Here is an 18,011-nt window from a genome sequence, read left to right as displayed (position 1 = left end):
TTACCCTATGCATCTCGGCAATTACCTCGGCCTGCTTGAAAATAGTGAAAAGCAGCTCTGCGACGCCTTCGAGCACGTATCGGAGAAACACCGCGACGAAGTCGATATTGAACACATGTGCGCCAAGTTCTCGGCCTGGTCGCGCGAGCACCACGGCAAGGTGCAGGCCTTTGTTGAAAAGTATTCGGAAGATAAAAACGACGAACCTAAAGACCTGCGCCGCGACTTATTCTCGAAAAAGCGCAGCGGCAGCCTGGCGCTGCTGCGCGATTTGCATGACCTCTGGCTGCTTACGCAGGAAGTGCAGCTCTGCTGGACGGTGATTGCGCAAGCGGCGCTAGGGCTGCGCGACGAAGACCTGAAGGCTGCGCATGCCTACTGCGCTGCCCGCACCAAGCGCCAAACCGAATGGCTGCTTAGCCGCATCAAGCAGGCTGCCCCACAAACTCTGCTCGTGGCAGACTAATTCTGCTGCGGAGACTTGGCGCTGGCCATAAAGTGGTAGAGCATGCCGCCAAACGTGAGCACCCAGGCAGCCAGCGATAGATAGATAAAATACTGTGGCACTACATGTAACGCCGCTACTGGCAAGCTCTGCGCAAGCTTCCCGGTGGCAGCTGTGTACATACCCAGCGGGAAAACCATGCTCCAGTAGTTTGGGCTGTAAGCAAAGGCCGGGCGGGTAGTGTAGTGGTTCCAGAGCCGCAGCGCAGCCACCACTGGCAGCCACCACGTACTCATCGCCCAAAACAATACGCAGTAGCCTTTCACGAACGGCAGCAGCTCGGCCAGGGCCCGGGTGTGCTGCATGGCGGCGACGACGCCAGTGCCCGCCAGCACAACAATGGCGCTGGCACCCACGCTTATCCAGTAGGCCGCCCCTACTTCTTCATCACCGAGGGGCAGGAAGGTGAGGCGGTAAAAAATGAGGGTAATGAGCAGCACATACAACACGCTACCCAGCAGGAACAGCCCCAGTATGCCCACCATGGCCACATCAGCAGCAATACCGGCGGTGGGCAGCAGCAAGGCTCCCAGCACGGCTAGCGATTCGGTGGCTACTACCAGCAGCAGCCAGCTGCCGGTCAGGCCCTGTTCCAGAGTGGGTTTTTCTTTTTTGAGGCTAACGCCCAGCATGAAGGAGTAGCTAACTAACAGCCAGGTAATTAACGCCAACAGCCACAGTAGGCTACCTATAAGGCGGTTGGTGGCCAGCACCACAAACTGGCTGCCCAGCAGCGCCGTGGCCGGCACCAGCGCCAAAAAGGCTGGGCCGTCTTTGTGCGAGGTCAGCGCAACCCAGCACTCTCTAGGGAAAAGCATTAGCCGCAACACCAGCAGCGCCAGCAACACCGGGTAGGCCACCAGATTGACGTAGAAGAGGCCAGTAGCCAGTGCGGTCAGCTGCTGGGCCTGGGCGGCCAGCGAGATAATACCCGTTGACATCACCAGGGCAAAATATACGGGCGGAAATTGCTGAATCGTACGCTTCATAGCAAGAGCATCAACCTTAGAAGAAAGAACTATCGGCTGTACGTGAGCGGGCGCGGCTGGTATTGGCGGCTGGCGGGCTAACTACTTTTTGCCGCGCCGCGTAAAGCGGAGCAGCCTTTTCCTTTTTCTATGGCCGAGCTTCGGATTCAACCCAAAAAGTCATCTCCTAGCCCTGGCTGCTGGTAGCCGTGGCGCTGCTGCTGCTGGCTGCCGCCGCCTACTTCTTCCTGCGCCCCGCCCGGCCGACGAGCCTGCCCCGAACAAAACGGAAATGGGGCCGCCACCCATGCCTGCCGACAGCCTGGCTCCGGATACCACCAACGCCCGCGCTGTCCCCATGCCGGCCACCGACTCGGCTACGACCGCACCCGGCAGCGAGGCCCGCGCAGCCTTGCTGCAGCTGAGCCCGCAGCTTACCCAGCTGGCCGACCGCGCCGACCTGCGCGACGATGCCACCGTGCGGGAGCAGCGCGACAACTTCACCAGCGCCACCGCCCGGCTGGCCGATGGCGACCCGCGGGCCGGCCTGCGCCCCGGCCTGGTAGCAGCGGCTAACCTGCTGCTGGCGGTGCAGCAAAAAGCATATCCTAACCTCGATACTTCGGCCAACGACCTCGTGCGGCAGGCCGGCCGGCTTTTAGGACGCGATGCCACCCCTGCCGAGCAAACCCAAAACCGCGCCTACCTCGCCCAGCTGGCCAGCCTGCTGCAAGCCGTGAGCGAGCCCGCCGGCAAGCAGCTTTGAAACCCAACTATATGCCGTCTCCTATTTTACGTCGCCTGCGCGACCTGCCCAACTTCGAAATGGCTACCGGCGACCCCGACCCGCGCGGCTGGCCCGTGCGTGGCCGCGACGGCCACGCCTTTGGCACCGTGCAGGAGCTGCTGGTAGACCCCGTTTCGCAACGGGTACTTTATTTGAATGTGCAGCTGGCAGAGGGACTGCCCGGCGTGCCGCCGCCCGGCCCCACGCCGACCGACGCATTTTGCTGCCCCTTTCGGCCGTGAACCTCGATACCGAAGGCAGCAACGTATTCGTCACGGCACTGAGCCGGGATACCGTGCATAGCTACCCGCCTTTCGTCGATTTTATGTTGCCGCCCGACCTCGAAGACGCCATGCTGCGGGCGCTGGCCGTTTAAAGTCTGACTTACAATAAAAAAGAGTGTCGTGCTGCTAACCGGCAGTACGACACTCTTTTTTATTATTTATTATAAAGCGGTTAGTTATTTCGCACCATGTCGGCTACGGCTGTCACCCAGTACGGCTCCGAGTTGAGCGAGGGTACCAGCTGCCAGTGCTCGCCGCCGTTTTCTTCGAACAGCTCGCGAAACTCCATGCCTACTTCAATGGTCGTTTCGAGGCAGTCGGCCACAAAGGCCGGCGAGAAAGCCAGTACGCTCTTGATGCCTTTTGCCGGAAACTCCTTGAGTACTTCGTCGGTGTAGGGCTTCAGCCAGGGGTCTCGCAGGCGGCTTTGCAGGCGGCTCTGGAAAGTCACGGTGTACTGGTCATCGCGCAGGCCCAGGCCCGCCGCCACCAGCCGCGAGGTGGCGAAGCACTGCGCCCGGTAGCAATACTGATTGGCCGGCGTCAGCGAGTTGCAGCACGCTCCAAATTGGCAGTAGTTGGTTGGGTCGCCTTTCTTCACATGCCGCTCGGGTATGCCGTGGTAGCTTAATACGACGTGGTCGAATGAGCGCTCGGCCATGGCGGCCCGGCCCCGCGCCACAATGCTGGCAATAAAGCCCGGCTCAGTGGCAAACTGGCTAATGAAGTTGATGCTAGGCACTACCCACCAGTCTTTTACAATATCCATCACTTTTTCCTGCACCGAGCCCGTGCTGGCCGATGCGTACTGCGGAAACAACGGCAGCACAATAATCCGGTCGACGGCCGCCTGCCGCAGCTCTTCGAGCGCCTGCTCAATGCTGGGCTTCTGGTAGCGCATGCCAAACGCCACTACGTAGTCATCGCCCAGCTCGCGCTGCACCGCCGCCTTCAGGTCGAGGCCATGAAAGAGCAGCGGTGAGCCCCGGTCGGCGTCCCACAGCTGCTGATAAATCTTGGCTGACTTGGGGGCGCGCAGCGGCACTACCAAGCCCTGAAAAAGCGGGTAGCGCACGGCCGCCGGCATATCCACCACGCGGCCATCGGTCAGAAACTCATTGAGATAGCGGCGCACGTCGCCGGTCTGGGGCGAGTCGGGCGTGCCAAGGTTTACCAGCAAAAGGCCAATGCGGCGGGTAGGGGTAGACATTTAAATAGTGACTAATGCTCAGTGGCTACTGACCAGGGCTTTAGCAGCTCCGGCTCAGCTGTAGGCGGGCAGTTTAAGTTAACTTGAAGCTTAAACCAAAAACCATGCGTTTAGGCTACAATATGCCCGCAAAAATCGCTAGTATTTAGTCATTGGCTGCTAGTCGCGGCTTGGCGTCGTACCTTTGCGGCCTCAAAATCAACTCTATCCATCGTGAATCCTGAAACTCAGCCTCACCGTGCCGGCTTCGTCAGCATCATCGGCAAGCCCAACGTGGGCAAGTCCACGCTGATGAATGCCCTGGTAGGCGAGCGCCTGAGCATCGTCACGAGCAAGGCCCAAACGACGCGCCACCGCATCCTGGGCATTCTCAACGGCGCTGATTTTCAGCTTATCTATTCCGACACGCCCGGCATTATTCAGCCCAAGTACGAGCTCCACAACGCCATGATGGCCTTTGTATACTCGTCGCTGGAAGATGCCGACGTCATTCTCTTCGTAACTGATATATACGAAAAACACGATGAAGAGCCCGTTATCGAGCGCCTGCGCAAAACGGAAGACACGCCCATTATTGTGCTGGTCAACAAGATAGACCAGGCCGACCAGGCCGATGTCGAAGCCAAGCTGGCCTTCTGGAAGGAGGAGCTGCCCAACGCTACGCACATTCTGCCCATCTCGGCACTCAATGCCTTTGGCACCGAGCACGTTCTGGAACTGGTGCTCGAAAAGCTGCCCCTGCACCCACCCTATTATCCCAAAGATGAGCTAACCGACAAGCCCGAGCGCTTTTTTGCTGCCGAGATGGTGCGCGAAAAAATCTTCAAGCTCTATAAAAAGGAAGTTCCTTACAGCTGCGAGGTTACCATTGAGGAGTTTAAGGAAGATGATGATATCATTCGTATTCGCGGCGTTATCTACGTGGAGCGCAACAGCCAGAAAGGTATTATCATCGGGGCCAAAGGTGAGGCGCTGAAGAAAGTCGGCACCTGGGCCCGCGAGGAAATGGAAAAGTTTTTCCAGAAAAAAGTGTTCCTCGAATTATTCGTCAAAGTAAACGAGAACTGGCGCACGGATAGCAAAGCGCTGAGCCGTTTCGGCTACCAGTAAAGTAGCGTGGACTCTGCGAGTCCGCGCGTAGCTACGACAACACAACCCACGCGCGGACTCGCAGAGTCCACGCTACAGCGACCATTTTAACCCTAACTACTCCGGGTACTGCCGCGCCAAGGTCGGGCCGGTGGCTGGAGTCAACTACATGAATACCATTGCAATAGTGGGCCGCCCCAACGTGGGCAAGTCCACCCTGTTCAACCGGCTGGTAGGTCGCCGCCAGGCCATTATGGACAACCAGAGCGGGGTAACCCGCGACCGTCACTACGGCTACGGCGACTGGACCGGCCACAACTTTACCGTCATCGATACCGGCGGCTACGTCCACAATTCGGACGATATTTTCGAGAGCGAAATCAACCGCCAGGTAAAGCTGGCCATCGACGAAGCCGACGTCATCCTGTTCATGGTCGATGCCGACGCCGGCCTGCACGGGCTGGATGAAGAATTTGCCGGCGTGCTGCGCCGCTACCAGAGCAAGAAGCCGATTTACCTAGTTGCCAATAAGGCCGATACCAACCTGCGGGCGCAGGGCTCGGGCGAGTTCTACGCCTTGGGCCTCGGCGATACCGAAGTGTTTGCCATTAGCTCTCAGAACGGCTCGGGCACCGGCGAGCTGCTCGACGCCGTGGTAAGTCACTTCGACGAAGTAGGCGAGGAAGAGCCTAATGCCGGCTTGCCGCGCATCGCTATTCTGGGCCGCCCCAACGTCGGTAAGTCATCGTTTGTCAACCTGTTGCTGGGCGAAGAGCGCAGCATTGTAACCGACGTAGCCGGCACCACCCGCGACTCAATCGAAGCCAAGTACAGCGCTTTCGGCCACGAGTTTATGCTCGTCGATACGGCGGGCCTGCGCCGAAAGGCGCGCGTTAACGAAGACGTGGAGTTTTACTCCAACATGCGCACGCTGCGCGCCATGGAGGCGTCCGACGTGTGCGTTATTTTGCTCGATGCCAGCCGCAGCATTGAGGCCCAGGACGTAAGCATCATCGCGCTGGCCGACCGCAACCGCAAGGGCATCGTTATCTTGGTGAATAAGTGGGACTTAATCGAGGGCAAGGAAACGAATACCGCCCGCGACTTTGAGGCCAAGATTATGGAGAAAATTGCGCCCATTGCCTACCCGCCGGTGCTGTTTATTTCGGTGCTCAACAAGCAGCGCGTGCACAAGGCCCTGGAGGTTATTATGGAGGTGTATAGCAACAAGCGCAAGAAAATCCCGACTTCGCAGCTCAACGACGTGATGTTGAAGGAGATTGATAAATATCCGCCCCCCATTCAAAAGGGTAAAATGGTGCGCATCAAGTACGCTACCCAGCTGCCTACGCACAATCCGGTGTTTGCCTTTTTCTGCAACCTCCCGCAGTACATCCCCGATTCGTACGCCCGCTACCTCGAAAACCGCCTGCGTGAGCACTTCGATTTCAAGGGGGTACCGATTGGCCTGGCATTCCGCAAAAAATAAGACTCACCTTATTCTTGTCCGCGTTGGGTTACCTCAACCATTGGTGGGTATTAAAGCCCAAAAACACCTTTAGCTTTCCCCTGACCATGAAAAAAGTACTGTTTCTTGCCGTAGCCGCTGCTTCGCTTTCGTTCACTTCGTGCAGCAGCAAAAAAGAAGAGGCTGCCGATAAGCAAGGCGATGCCGTACAGGCTGCCGCCAATGCTGATGCTGCTAAAATGGAAGCTTCGGCCGACTCGACCAAGAAAGCCGGTGCAAATGCTGCCGATGCTATCAAATCGCAAGCTGATACGACCAAGAAAAAATAGGTAGTATCCGGCCTGACCCGGTTTACTAAAAAAGCTCTGCTCGAAAGCAGAGCTTTTTTTTACGAGTTGTATTTGCAGAGCAAACCTCGCGTTTGCTATACTTAACGCTTGTTTTTGAAAAATAATGGCCGCTAAAATGACCTTATCACCTTTGCAGGCGTATAACGCAAAAAAGTGCGCAGAATAAAACTCTGGCGGCCAAGATTTGTGTACCGGGTCTGAAATTTGCTACTTATCTTTCCGCATCCATCTACTACATCATGAAATACATTCTTTTTGCAGCTCTGCTGACTGGCGCTACTGCCGCCTACGCTACTGCTACAGTGGCTACGCAAACTACGACTATGCAAACTGCTCCGGGCCAGACGCCTATGAGCAAACAGGAAATGAAAAAGCAGCGCAAGCTGCGCAAGCAGACCGGCCCGGAAGTGTACAAGGGTACGGTTGCTGAGCAGCGCCGCATCGTGACCGATGCCCCTGGTGCCGAGAAAGAAGACCGCGACGGCGATACGTCTACCAAGAAGGAAAAGAAAATCAAGAAAAAATAACGGCTCGCAGCCGTGTTAGTGAGGGGAAGTCGGCCAGGAGCTGACTTCCCCTTTATTTTTAGCCACCGCCTACCTCACTACCCAAGGCGGTGGCGTAATACGCTTTCTACTTCCTCAACCAGCCGGCGCGGCTCATAGGTACGCCACGGCAGGTCGTCGAGCGTACCCCCGAAGTTGATGTACTGGTCGAGACTATACTGCGCCATCTCGCGCCGCACGTGCTCCTGAAAGTTGATACCGGCAATCCAGCCATCTTCCACATCCTCAAACCATTCCTCGTAATAGCTATCGTCGGAACCGTGAAAATTAAACACGTTTTCGCCGATAAGCACAAAGCGCCGAACGCCCTCATGCACCAGCACATCGAGGATGTTGCGCTTGAGGCTCCTAATATCGTTTTCAATGGCGTCGTTCCATTCGCCGATAAACTCCAGAATAGCGGCCCCGTCGTCGTAGTCGGCCCACAGAATCTTAAAGAACAAGGTGTCCGATTCCAGGCTATCCCATTGCGGATGAATGTAGTAGCCATAAATGGTATTACTAAACGTATCGAGGCTGCATTCCGCGCCAAACAGGGGCGAGCGGGAGTCTTCGGCAGCCGAGTACTGCTCAATCCAGTTGTAGTGCGGTTCGATGGTGTGCATAGTCAGAGAGGCCGATTGAGGCTGCCACCCGGCAAAACGCGGCGCGCGGCGAATCGTTCGGACCCGGCCGGGAGGGCCGGCCTTTCTGCCTGATTTTCAAGCCTAATTATTATGAGCCAATCAGCTACTGCTGGGCGTCGAGTGCGGCCCGTACCGAGCCATGTGCCTGTAGCAGGGCCGCGGCTTCAGCCGCCGGAATGGCCAGCTCGTCCATGAGCATCCGCTGGCCCCGCTCCACCAGCTTGTCGTTGCTGAGCTGCATATCGACCATCTTATTGCCTTTTACCCGGCCCATACGAATAAAGGTGGCAGTAGTCAGCATATTGAGTACCAGCTTTTGAGCCGTGCCGGCTTTGAGGCGTGTACTGCCGGTTATGAACTCGGGACCGGTAACGACCTCTACCGGAAACTCGCTGGCACCCGCTACCGCCGAGTCCGCATTACAGACCACGCACCCGGTAGCCAGGCCTGCCTGCCGGGCAGCCTGCAAGCCCCCTATCACGTAGGGCGTGCGCCCCGAGGCCGCGATGCCGACCAGCACATCCTTTTCGCTGATGTCAAACTGCTGTAAATCAAGCCAGGCCTGGGTGGCATTATCTTCCGCCCCCTCCACAGCCTGCCGGATAGCGCCATCGCCGCCGGCAATAATGCCTACGACCAGCCCGGCGGGCACTCCAAACGTAGGGGGGCACTCGGAGGCATCTACTACACCCAACCGGCCGCTGGTGCCGGCCCCGATGTAAAAGAGACGACCACCGGCGCGCAGCCGGCCTACGATAGCTTCAACGAGCTGCTCTATCTGCGGCAGCGCTTTTTGCACGGCCAGCGGCACCGTCTGGTCGAGCTGATTCATGCCAGCGAGCAGCGTCGCGGTGGACAAGGTTTCGAGGTCGTTGTACTCGGATGAGGTTTCGGTTGTCACCTGATTATATTTTAAATAAAATATATTTTATCTCAGCAAGCCTACTACGCTGAATTTATCAAACACCGTTGCCAGGTGCGGCGCATCTTTGTCAAGCTCCTGCGTGAGGTCCTGGCCGGCCCAGTGCTCGTAGTGATTGCCGCGCTGCCAGAGTCGTGAGCGGGTCACATCGTAAATGCGCCCCTGGTACGCCACCCATATCTCGGCGCGGTCCTGGCCGTTGCGCAAAGCCAGCTGGCTTCTGGTGTACGTTGCCGGCGGTTCGTGGTCAGCTGTCAGGCTCATTCGTTTTTCTGTTGGCAGGCTTATTTTCTTTCCGCTAACTGACTCGGGCTAACTACCCTAAGAGCGCCTGGGTCCGAATCCAGCGCTGCGGCAGGTCGCCCTGGGCCGCGTGCAGATAGTCCTGATGGGTACAGGGCACGATGCGCTTCACGGTCTGGTCGCCCATACTTTCAACCTGCATCCACCACTTATCGGCCCGGCGCGACTTATAAAACACCAGCTCGGCGGGCGTGCCGGGCAGCACCAGGGTATAAGTAAGAAAGCGGTAGGTGCCAAAGCCGGTTTCGGGCTTGCGGTGGTAAAAGCCTTCGATAAAGTACCAGAGCATGGTAGCCAGCGTGGCGGCGGCCAGGCCGTGTGGGTCGTGGTTGGGCCGGTAGCCATAAAGGCCCAGCGAGGACAGCTGAGCGTTGTGGCCGGCGTACCAGCACAGCTGGGTAGCATCCTCATTACTAAGGCCAAACGGGCTGGCCGGGTAGTAGCCCGGTGCATCCTGCCAGCGAATAGCTGCAATATCGATACTCACAAAATCGGCCTGGCGCAATACCGGCTCGGCCAGGCGGCGGTCGGTTCGCAGTTCACCCACGCTCATCGTTTCGAAGTGCAGCTTCTCGAAGGCCGTCAGCACTTCGGTTGGAGTAAGATACTGCTGATGAGCAAGATGTGCGCAGCTAAACACAAAGTTGGGCTCGTGCATGAGTAGGCGGCGCAAGTGGCTTTCTTCGGCTGGGGTGCCCACGCTGGGCCGTGCCATATCGGGCCGCGAATCGACCACAGCGAAGTTAATCGACTGACCCATTGCTTCGTAAGCCAGGAACTGACCACAGTCGAGGTCATGGCCGCCGCCGAGCAGCAGCGGCACCGTCCCGGCGTCGAGCAGGGCCGCCACCACCTCGCGCAGGCGCTGGTAGGTATCTTCCAGGCTAAGCCCGGGGCGCAGGTTGCCCAGGTCCACGAGCCGGAGCGGCCCGGTGCCTTTCTGCAGCTGATACAAGCGCTCCCGGACGCAGTTGGCCCCGTGCCGGCCGGCCGGCGGCGGGCCGGCCATAGTGCCGCGCCACTCGTCAAGACCAATTATGGCCAGGTCGGCGTGGCGCCAGTCAGGAAAGTTTTCGGCAAAGCGCGTAGCGTAGGCAGCCACACTGGTTGGTACCGTTGCGGGCGCGGTCAGCTCATCGGGCAGCGGGTCAAAAAAGAGAGCCAGGTTCATCAGTAAGCGCTTCCGCCGATGGCGAGCCACGGCAGGTGCGGGCCAAATTTACGCCCGTTACTTCTCAAAATCGGCAGCTTTATTTCGAAGCTGTTTAGGAAGTAGGCTGGAAACAAAAAAGACTCCCACGGCAGAGAGAAATTTGGGGTGCGACCCAACCAAGTTTCTTACGCCTGCCCGTGGAAGTCCTCTCCAAAGATATCATCGTGACCTGGCTACTGCCCTATTTACCCTTTCCCAGCCAGGGCCGGCGGCGGCGCGTGGCTGCGGCCGAGGTGGTGGGCGCCATTCTCTACAAACTCAAAACCGGTTGTCAATGGCGCTGGCTGCCGGTGGCCGCCCTGTTCAGCGGCGAGCCCCTGAGTTGGCAGGGGGTGTACTATCATTTCCACACCTGGAGCAAACAAGGGGCCTGGAAAAAGCTGTGGCTGACGCTCTTGCGCCTACACCGCCGCTTGCTCGACCTCTCCAGCGTGCAACTCGACGGCAGCCACACACCGGCCAAGAACGGCGGGGTGGCCGTGGGCTACCAGGGCCGCAAAGCGGCGCGCACCACCAACGCCCTGTTCCTGGCCGACAACCAGGGCCAGCCGCTGGCCCTGGCCACGCCTCAGGCCGGGCAGCACCACGATACGTTTGAGCTGGAAGCCGTCTTTGGCGAGCTTTGCCAAACGTTGGAGCAGGCGGACCTGTGCCTGCAAGGCTTGTTTCTGAACGCCGACAAAGCCTTTGATGTCAACAGCTTACGCCAGGCCTGTGCCCACCGCGATATTGAGGTCAACATCCCGCGCAACCGGCGTTCGGCCGACTGGCAAATCGACGATGATACCCTGTTTGACCCCGAACTCTACCGCCGCCGACAGGTTATTGAGCAACTCAACGCCTGGCTCGACGGCTTCAAAACGCTACTCGTGCGCTTTGAAACCTGCCTGCATACCTGGCTGGCGTTTCACTGGCTGGCCTTTACCGTGCTACTGCTGCGCAGAATTGGTCGCTCGCCTACTTCCTAAACAGCTTCTTCATAATCCGCAGCGCATACCGGGCTCTTTTCACTTAAAACCTTGTTTCTTTAGCCGCTGAATTCCCAACCTATTGCTTCGCTACGCTTCTATGGATGCCCGTCGCTCCTTCGATATCCTCGCTGTTCAACTCGAGAAATCTCCAAAACCTGATGCGCTGGCGGCCAAGATGGACGGTCAGTACGTACCGCTCAGCTCGCAGCAGGTGCAGCAGCAGGCCAATCAGGTAAGCCTGGGCCTGCTTAGCCTGGGCCTGAAAAAGGACGACAAGGTGGCCATTATCAGTATGAACCGGCCCGAATGGCTGCTGGCCGACTTCGGCATTGCCCAAATCGGGGCCATCAGCGTGCCGATGTACCCGAGCATTACGGTCGAAGACTATAAATATATCTTTACTGATGCCGGCGTTAAAGCCGTTTTTGTGGCCGATAAGCACCTGTACGACAAAGTAACGGAAGCCACTGCGGGCCTGCATATTCCGGCGGCCAACGTCTTTACGTTTGACAAAGTAGCCGGGGCCCGGCACTTCGGCGAGCTGCTGGAGCTGGGTAGCCAGGGCAACCCCGCCGATCTGGAGCCCTTGAAAGCGGCGGTGCAGCCCGACGATTTGCTCACCCTTATTTATACCAGCGGCACCACCGGCAACCCGAAAGGCGTGATGCTCAGCCACGACAATATCCTGAGCAACTGCCGAGGGTCGCAGCGCTTCGTGCCGGTTAGCCGTGATGATAAGGCCCTGAGCTTTTTGCCGCTGTGCCATATTTTTGAGCGCATGGTTACGTACTTATATATGCTTAATGGCGTTAGTATCTACTACGCCGAGAGCATGGAAACCATTGCCGACAACCTGCGCGAGGTGCATCCCAGCATTTTTACCACCGTGCCGCGCCTGCTCGAAAAAGTGTACGACCGAATTGTGGCGCGCGGCCACGAGCAAACGGGTATCAAACACAAGCTCTTCTTCTGGGCATTGGATTTGGGCCTGAAATACGACACCCAGAAAGACCTGGGCTTCGTGTACAACACCGAGCTGGCGCTGGCCAATAAGCTCATTTTCAACAAGTGGCGCGAGGCGCTGGGCGGCAACCTGCGCTGCATCGTGAGCGGCGGTGGGGCCTTGCAGCCCCGCCTGGCGCGGGTGTTCTGGGCGGCCGGCATCCGGGTTATGGAGGGCTATGGCCTCACCGAAACCTCGCCCGTGATTGCGGTAAATGGCTACGAGCGCCAGGACAACATGATTGGAGCCGTCGGGCCGCTTATCGATAACATGGAGGTAAAAATTGCGGCCGACGGTGAGATTCTGACCAAGTCGGCCTCCGTGATGAAAGGCTATTACAACAAGCCCGAGCTAACTGCCGAAGCCATTGATAGCGAGGGCTGGTTTCATACCGGCGACATCGGGGAGTTCGTGAATGGACGCTTTCTGAAGATTACCGACCGCAAGAAGGAGATGTTCAAGACCAGCGGCGGCAAGTACATTGCGCCGCAAGTCATTGAGAATAAAATGAAAGAAGACCCCTTCATTGAGCAGATGATGGTGGTCGGGGCCGACCAGAAATTTCCGGGCGCGCTTATCGTTCCGGCCCTGGATGAGCTGAAAAAGTGGGCCGGCCAGAACGGAGTGGCCGCCAAGTCGAACGCCGACTTGGTGAAGGAAGAGAAAGTGGTAAAATTCTACCACGACTTGGTGCAGAAGTACAACCAAGGCTTCGCGCAGTGGGAACAGGTAAAAAAAGTGGTACTCCTGCCCGAGCAGTGGACGGTAGAAAGCGGCGAGATGACGCCCACCATGAAGGTGAAGCGCAAGGTGATTACCGAGAATAACAAGGCAGCAATTGAGGGGCTGTATAAGTAGAAAAGTAGCGTGGAAGCTGCGAGTTGGCGCGTGTGACGAAGGAAAATGATACCACGCGCGGTCTTGCAGAGTCCACGCTGCTTTTTTCCGCCACTTGTTATGCAAGCCTAACAAATTCCTTCGTATGTTTACCGCACTTTCGCTGCGATATGAAACCCGAAGAAACCGTCGATTACAACATTAAGGTAGCCTGGCACGCGATTTCGCGCATGTACAACACGCAGGCCGCCCGCTACGACATTACCACAAGTATCGGCTTCGTGCTGCTCAATATTGACCAGGAGCTGGGCACCCCGGCCACCAAGATTGCGCCGCTGCTGGGCCTCGAAACCCGCTCGCTGACGCGCATCCTGCGCAGCATGGAGGAAAAAGGCCTGATTTACAAGCAGGCCGATACCCAGGACAAGCGTTCGGTACGCATTTTCCTGACCGAGCTGGGCCTGGAAAAGAAGGAGGTTTCGCGCCAGACGGTGCGGCACTTTAATCTGAAGGTGCGTGATAAAATTCCGCAGAGCCAGCTCGATACCTTTTTTAAGGTCGCCAGCCAGATTACGAGCATGATTGAGGGCAAGACGCTCTTTGATGACTTTGAGTTGAAGCCGTTGCGCAAGGAGGCGCAGTAGCGCGGACTTTTAGTCCGCCCGGCGCTCGCTTGGCAATAGAATATCCCACCCAACGCGGAGTGAAAGTCCGCGCTACTTTATATGAAACGCATAATCAAGAAAGTTGCCGTGCTGGGCTCGGGCGTGATGGGTTCGCGCATTGCCTGCCACTTTGCCAACATCGGCGTGCAGGTGCTACTGCTCGACATCGCGCCGAAAGAGCTGCTGCCCGACGAGGAGAAGAAAGGCCTGAAGCTGGACGCGCCCGCCGTGCGCAACCGCATCGTCAACAGCGCTTTGCAAGCGGCGGTGGCGGCTAACCCGTCGCCGCTCTACCGCAAAAGCGAGGTGAGCCGCATCAAGACCGGCAACTTCGATGACAATCTTAAAGACATTGCCTCCTGCGACTGGGTAATTGAGGTAGTAGTAGAGCGGCTCGATATTAAAAAAAGTCTATATGAGCGTGTTGAGCAGTTCCGCAAGAAAGGCACACTGATAACGAGCAACACCTCGGGCATTCCGATTCATCTGCTGGCCGAGGGCCGCTCGGAGGACTTCAAGCAAAACTTCGCGGGCACGCACTTCTTCAACCCGCCGCGGTATCTGAAACTGCTGGAAATTATTCCGACACCTGAAACCAAGCAGGAAGTGGTTGATTTTCTGCTGCACTATGGCGACTTGTACCTGGGCAAGACGGTGGTTTTGGCGAAGGATACACCCGGCTTTATTGCCAACCGCGTGGGCGTATTTGCCCTGCTCGATGCCATGCAAACTATGCAGAAGCTGGGCCTGACGGTGGAGGAAACCGACAAGCTGACCGGCCCGGTTATCGGCCACGCCAAGTCGGCCACGCTGCGCACCTCGGATGTGGTGGGCCTGGATACTACCATTAACGTAGCCAATGGGTTAGCCCAGGGCTTGCCCGATGACGAGGCCAAAGACGTATTTGTACTGCCCGATTTTGTCAAGAAAATGGGCGAGAGCAAATGGCTGGGCGATAAAACCGGCCAGGGCTTCTACAAGAAAGTAAAAGGCGAGGGCGGCAAGTCGGAGATTCACGCCCTGGACCTCAACACCCTGGAATACAAGCCTTCGCAGAAGGTAAAGTTTGCCACGCTGGAAGCTACCAAGGCCATCGACAAGCTGGCCGACCGCTTCAAGATGCTGGTGGCGGGCAAGGACAAAGCGGGCGAGTTTTACCGCCTGAGCTTCGGCAGCCTCTTCGCCTACGTGAGCAACCGCGTACCGGAAATTGCCGACCAGCTCCATAAGATTGATGACGCCCTGCGCGCCGGCTTTGGCTGGGAGCTGGGACCGTTTGAAACCTGGGATGCGCTGGGCGTGCAAGCCGGCATCGACCTGGCGAAGGCGGCCGGGCGCACCGTGGCGCCGTGGGTAGAAGAAATGCTGGCGGCTGGCAATCAGACCTTTTATAAGGTGAGCACAACCGGCGTACGCGAGTTTTACGACAAAGAAAGCAAGCAGTATAAAGCCGTTTCGGGCGTGGAGAATTTTATTATTCTCGACAACCTGCGGGCCAGCGGCAAGGTACTTTGGAAAAACGCCGGCGCGTCGGTTATCGACCTCGGTGACGGCATTTTGAACGTCGAGTTTCATTCCAAGATGAACTCGCTGGGTACTGACGTTATTCAGGGTTTGCTGAAGGGCGTGGAGCTGGCCGAAGCCGGCTACCGGGGCCTCGTGGTGGGCAACGACGGGCCGAACTTCTCGGCCGGGGCCAACCTGGGCTTGGTGTACATGCAGGCGCTGGAGCAGGAGTTTGACGAGCTGAACATGATGATTCAGCAGTTTCAGCAGGCCATGATGCGGATGCGCTACAGCAGCATTCCGGTGGTAGGCACCCCGCACGGCCTCACGCTGGGCGGCGGCTGCGAGCTAAATCTGCACTGCGACCGCGTGGTGGCTTCGGCCGAGTCGTACATCGGCCTGGTCGAGTTTGGCGTGGGCCTGATACCCGGCGGCGGCGGCACCAAGGAAATGACCCTGCGCACGGCGGCCAAGTATGAGGAAGGTGAGCCGGAGTTTAACCTGCTGCGCAACACCTACATGACCATCAGCACGGCCAAGGTGTCGACCTCGGCGGCCGAGGCATTCGACCTGGGCTTCCTGCGCCGGGGCGACGAGATTGTGGTAAATCCCAACCGCGTGATTGCCCAGGCCAAGTCGGCCGCCCTGGAGCTGGCCGACGCCGGCTACACGCAGCCCACCCAGAAAACCAACATTAAGGTGCATGGCAAAGGTGCCCTGGCGATGTTCCGTACCGGCGTGTACGCCATGCAGCAGGGCAACTACATCTCTACTCATGATGAGCTGATTGCCAACAAGCTCGCCTATGTTATGTGCGGCGGCGACCTCTCCTCCCCTACCGAAGTGAGCGAGCAGTATCTGCTGGATTTGGAGCGCGAGGCGTTTCTGAGCCTCTGCGGCGAGCGTAAGACGCTGGAGCGAATTCAAAGCATTCTGACCACTGGCAAACCCCTTCGTAATTAATTAAGGGCGAAGTTTCGCGGAGTTGGCAGAGTTTCGCAAAGTTTTTTACCTCTGCGAAACTCTGCCAACTCCGCGAAACTTCGCGCTAAGAAATCCCACCCTAGTATTATGGCTAATACCGCATATATCGTGGCCGGCTACCGCACGGCCGTTGGCAAAGCGCCCCGGGGCGGCTTCCGTTTTACCCGCCCCGACGACCTGGCCGCCGAGGTTATCAAACACCTCGTAAAGTCGGTGCCCGCCCTGGACCCCAGCCGCGTTGACGACGTAATAGTGGGCAACGCCGTGCCCGAGGCCGAGCAGGGCCTGCAAATGGGCCGCCTCATCTCGCTGCTGGCGCTGCCCATCAACGTGCCCGGCCTCATTGTGAACCGCTACTGCGGCTCGGGCGTGGAAACCATCGCAATGGCGGTGGGCAAAATCACGGCCGGCATGGCTGAGTGCATCATTGCGGGCGGCACCGAAAGCATGAGCATGGTGCCCACCGTGGGCTGGAAAACCGTGCCCAACTACAAGCTGGCCAATGCTCACCCCGACTACTACATGGGCATGGGCCTGACTGCGGAAGCTGTGGCCAACGACTACAAAATCAGCCGCCAGGACCAGGACGAGTTTTCGTACCACTCGCACCAGAAGGCCATCAAAGCCATTAAGGAAGGTAAGTTTGCTAAGAGCATCGTGCCCATTACGGTGGAGGAAACCTACCTCGACCAGGCCACCGGCAAGAAGAAAAACCGCTCCTACGTGGTCGATACCGATGAAGGCCCCCGCGCCGACACTTCCGTGGAAGCCTTGGCCAAGCTACGGCCCGTGTTTGCCGCCAATGGCACCGTCACGGCCGGCAATTCGTCGCAAACCTCCGACGGCGCGGCCTTCGTGCTGGTAATGAGCGAAAAGATGGTGAAGGAGCTGAACCTGGAGCCCATCGCCCGCATGGTCACCTACGCCACCGAGGGCGTCGACCCTCGCATTATGGGCATGGGCCCGATTGCGGCCGTGCCGAAAGCGCTACGCCAGGCCAGCATGAAGCTGGACGACATCGACTTGTTTGAGCTGAACGAGGCCTTCGCCTCGCAGTCGCTGGCCGTGGTGCGCGAGCTGGGCATCAACCCCGAGAAGCTGAACGTGAACGGCGGTGCCATCGCGCTGGGCCACCCGCTGGGCTGCTCGGGCGCCAAGCTCTCCATCCAGCTCTTCGACGAGCTGCGCGACCGGGGCCAGAAATACGGCATCGTCACTGCCTGCGTAGGCGGCGGCCAGGGAGTGGCGGGGATTTATGAATTGCTGAAGTAGTACTAGCCAAATCAGTTCCTAAACATGGTAATCTCAGAGGACCAAAGCTTGAAAAAAGCCCGAATGGGAGCCTATCAGGAGCTTGCCTGGCGTTTGCATTTTGAAGTAGTCACTGGACTGACAACCGAACAAAAGGCACAACTGGTAAAGAGTTTTGCTGATTTCGCTGATACTAGCCAACTAGGAATAGCCGGAGTTAACGGGCAATTTATCGTGGTATCCTTGCTCAATTGTTCAGCCCCTACAATTGCCGAGCAACGGCTATTAGAAAACTGGCTTACGGCAAATCATCAAGTGCATCGAGTTATTAAAATTAGTCCACTTGAGCAATTTTCAGATGCGCATTTGGAGTTCTTATTAGTCGATACGGAGGGCATTAAAAATGAATCATTCGTCCGGTTCTTCGCCTAGCTAGCACATCGTAGCTTTTCAGAATTAGAAAACCCCAAACGTTTTGGGGTTTTCTTTCGACTAAGTACTCG

The 18,011-nt window shown here is 57.7% G+C and carries 20 protein-coding genes; 14 read left to right on the top strand and 6 right to left on the bottom strand.

Annotation, left to right across the window (positions count from 1 at the left end; all coding sequences use genetic code 11):
* The first annotated feature begins 7 nt into the window (after positions 1-7).
* Positions 8-466, top strand: a complete 459-nt coding sequence (locus GKZ67_RS01530) for a molybdopterin oxidoreductase (RefSeq protein ID WP_173240848.1) — start codon at positions 8-10, stop codon at positions 464-466.
* On the opposite strand, the gene GKZ67_RS01525 is transcribed toward GKZ67_RS01530, so the two are convergent.
* Complete coding sequence (locus GKZ67_RS01525) at positions 463-1,494, bottom strand: tellurite resistance/C4-dicarboxylate transporter family protein (protein ID WP_173240847.1); 1,032 nt, start codon at positions 1,492-1,494, stop codon at positions 463-465. The genes GKZ67_RS01530 and GKZ67_RS01525 overlap by 4 nt on opposite strands.
* 286 nt (positions 1,495-1,780) lie before the next feature.
* On the opposite strand from GKZ67_RS01525, the gene GKZ67_RS01520 reads away from it, so the two are divergent.
* The 3 genes from GKZ67_RS01520 to GKZ67_RS01510 are packed head-to-tail and all read left to right on the top strand — an operon-like array spanning position 1,781 to position 2,636.
* A complete protein-coding gene (locus tag GKZ67_RS01520; RefSeq protein WP_173240846.1) occupies positions 1,781-2,239 on the top strand; it encodes a hypothetical protein in 459 nt (152 codons plus the stop codon).
* An 11-nt stretch (positions 2,240-2,250) separates the two neighbouring features.
* Positions 2,251-2,502 (top strand): PRC-barrel domain-containing protein, encoded by a 252-nt coding sequence (locus GKZ67_RS01515; protein ID WP_173240845.1) that lies wholly within the window; start codon positions 2,251-2,253, stop codon positions 2,500-2,502.
* Positions 2,499-2,636 carry a hypothetical protein gene (locus GKZ67_RS01510; protein ID WP_173240844.1) on the top strand — a complete coding sequence of 46 codons (138 nt, stop codon included), beginning with the start codon at positions 2,499-2,501 and terminating at the stop codon, positions 2,634-2,636. Before GKZ67_RS01515 ends, GKZ67_RS01510 begins: the two co-directional genes overlap by 4 nt.
* A gap of 80 nt (positions 2,637-2,716) precedes the next feature.
* On the opposite strand, the gene hemH is transcribed toward GKZ67_RS01510, so the two are convergent.
* Positions 2,717-3,754: a ferrochelatase gene (hemH, locus tag GKZ67_RS01505; protein WP_173240843.1), complete on the bottom strand. Its 1,038-nt coding sequence runs from the start codon at positions 3,752-3,754 to the stop codon at positions 2,717-2,719.
* A gap of 213 nt (positions 3,755-3,967) precedes the next feature.
* On the opposite strand from hemH, the gene era reads away from it, so the two are divergent.
* The 4 genes from era to GKZ67_RS01485 all read left to right on the top strand — a co-directional run bounded on the left by era (position 3,968) and on the right by GKZ67_RS01485 (position 7,188).
* Entirely contained in the window at positions 3,968-4,864 is an 897-nt protein-coding gene (gene era / locus GKZ67_RS01500) for a GTPase Era (RefSeq protein WP_173240842.1), read from the top strand.
* 148 nt (positions 4,865-5,012) lie between these two features.
* Positions 5,013-6,332 carry a ribosome biogenesis GTPase Der gene (gene der, locus GKZ67_RS01495; protein WP_173240841.1) on the top strand — a complete coding sequence of 440 codons (1,320 nt, stop codon included), beginning with the start codon at positions 5,013-5,015 and terminating at the stop codon, positions 6,330-6,332.
* Between the two features lie 86 nt (positions 6,333-6,418).
* A complete protein-coding gene (locus GKZ67_RS01490) occupies positions 6,419-6,640 on the top strand; it encodes a hypothetical protein (RefSeq protein ID WP_173240840.1) in 222 nt (73 codons plus the stop codon).
* Between the two features lie 260 nt (positions 6,641-6,900).
* Positions 6,901-7,188 (top strand): hypothetical protein, encoded by a 288-nt coding sequence (locus tag GKZ67_RS01485; RefSeq protein WP_173240839.1) that lies wholly within the window; start codon positions 6,901-6,903, stop codon positions 7,186-7,188.
* A 77-nt stretch (positions 7,189-7,265) separates the two neighbouring features.
* Here the strand turns inward: GKZ67_RS01485 and GKZ67_RS01480 are convergent, their stop codons facing one another.
* The 4 genes from GKZ67_RS01480 to GKZ67_RS01465 all read right to left on the bottom strand — a co-directional run bounded on the left by GKZ67_RS01480 (position 7,266) and on the right by GKZ67_RS01465 (position 10,249).
* On the bottom strand, positions 7,266-7,832 hold the full coding sequence (locus GKZ67_RS01480; protein ID WP_173240838.1) for a hypothetical protein: 567 nt from the start codon (positions 7,830-7,832) through the stop codon (positions 7,266-7,268).
* Positions 7,833-7,956: 124 nt separating this feature from the next.
* Positions 7,957-8,754 carry an N-acetylmuramic acid 6-phosphate etherase gene (gene murQ / locus GKZ67_RS01475; protein WP_173240837.1) on the bottom strand — a complete coding sequence of 266 codons (798 nt, stop codon included), beginning with the start codon at positions 8,752-8,754 and terminating at the stop codon, positions 7,957-7,959.
* A 27-nt stretch (positions 8,755-8,781) separates the two neighbouring features.
* Positions 8,782-9,039, bottom strand: coding sequence for a cytochrome b5 domain-containing protein (locus GKZ67_RS01470; protein ID WP_151087533.1), 258 nt, complete (start codon positions 9,037-9,039; stop codon positions 8,782-8,784).
* Between the two features lie 52 nt (positions 9,040-9,091).
* A complete protein-coding gene (locus tag GKZ67_RS01465; protein ID WP_173240836.1) occupies positions 9,092-10,249 on the bottom strand; it encodes a formimidoylglutamase in 1,158 nt (385 codons plus the stop codon).
* A 179-nt stretch (positions 10,250-10,428) separates the two neighbouring features.
* Here GKZ67_RS01465 and GKZ67_RS01460 point away from each other — a divergent pair, with 179 nt between their 5' ends.
* The 6 genes from GKZ67_RS01460 (at position 10,429) to GKZ67_RS01435 (ending at position 17,940) form a co-directional block, all read left to right on the top strand.
* On the top strand, positions 10,429-11,259 hold the full coding sequence (locus tag GKZ67_RS01460; RefSeq protein ID WP_410505015.1) for an IS5 family transposase: 831 nt from the start codon (positions 10,429-10,431) through the stop codon (positions 11,257-11,259).
* A 100-nt stretch (positions 11,260-11,359) separates the two neighbouring features.
* A complete protein-coding gene (locus GKZ67_RS01455; RefSeq protein WP_173240835.1) occupies positions 11,360-13,123 on the top strand; it encodes an AMP-dependent synthetase/ligase in 1,764 nt (587 codons plus the stop codon).
* A 149-nt stretch (positions 13,124-13,272) separates the two neighbouring features.
* A complete protein-coding gene (locus GKZ67_RS01450; protein ID WP_173240834.1) occupies positions 13,273-13,746 on the top strand; it encodes a MarR family winged helix-turn-helix transcriptional regulator in 474 nt (157 codons plus the stop codon).
* 81 nt (positions 13,747-13,827) lie between these two features.
* Positions 13,828-16,236: a 3-hydroxyacyl-CoA dehydrogenase/enoyl-CoA hydratase family protein gene (locus tag GKZ67_RS01445; protein WP_173240833.1), complete on the top strand. Its 2,409-nt coding sequence runs from the start codon at positions 13,828-13,830 to the stop codon at positions 16,234-16,236.
* Positions 16,237-16,344: 108 nt separating this feature from the next.
* On the top strand, positions 16,345-17,529 hold the full coding sequence (locus GKZ67_RS01440; protein WP_173240832.1) for an acetyl-CoA C-acyltransferase: 1,185 nt from the start codon (positions 16,345-16,347) through the stop codon (positions 17,527-17,529).
* A gap of 48 nt (positions 17,530-17,577) precedes the next feature.
* The gene (locus GKZ67_RS01435) at positions 17,578-17,940 is read left to right on the top strand and encodes a 50S ribosome-binding protein YggL (RefSeq protein WP_173240831.1); all 363 of its coding nucleotides are present in this window, start codon (positions 17,578-17,580) and stop codon (positions 17,938-17,940) included.
* The last annotated feature ends 71 nt before the right edge of the window (positions 17,941-18,011 follow it).

Origin of the sequence: Hymenobacter sp. BRD67, from assembly GCF_013256425.1 — a bacterium.
In the GTDB taxonomy this organism is placed as follows: domain Bacteria; phylum Bacteroidota; class Bacteroidia; order Cytophagales; family Hymenobacteraceae; genus Hymenobacter.
The sequence above is the reverse complement of the archived record's forward strand: the minus strand, read 5'-3'. Positions and strand labels throughout refer to the sequence as shown.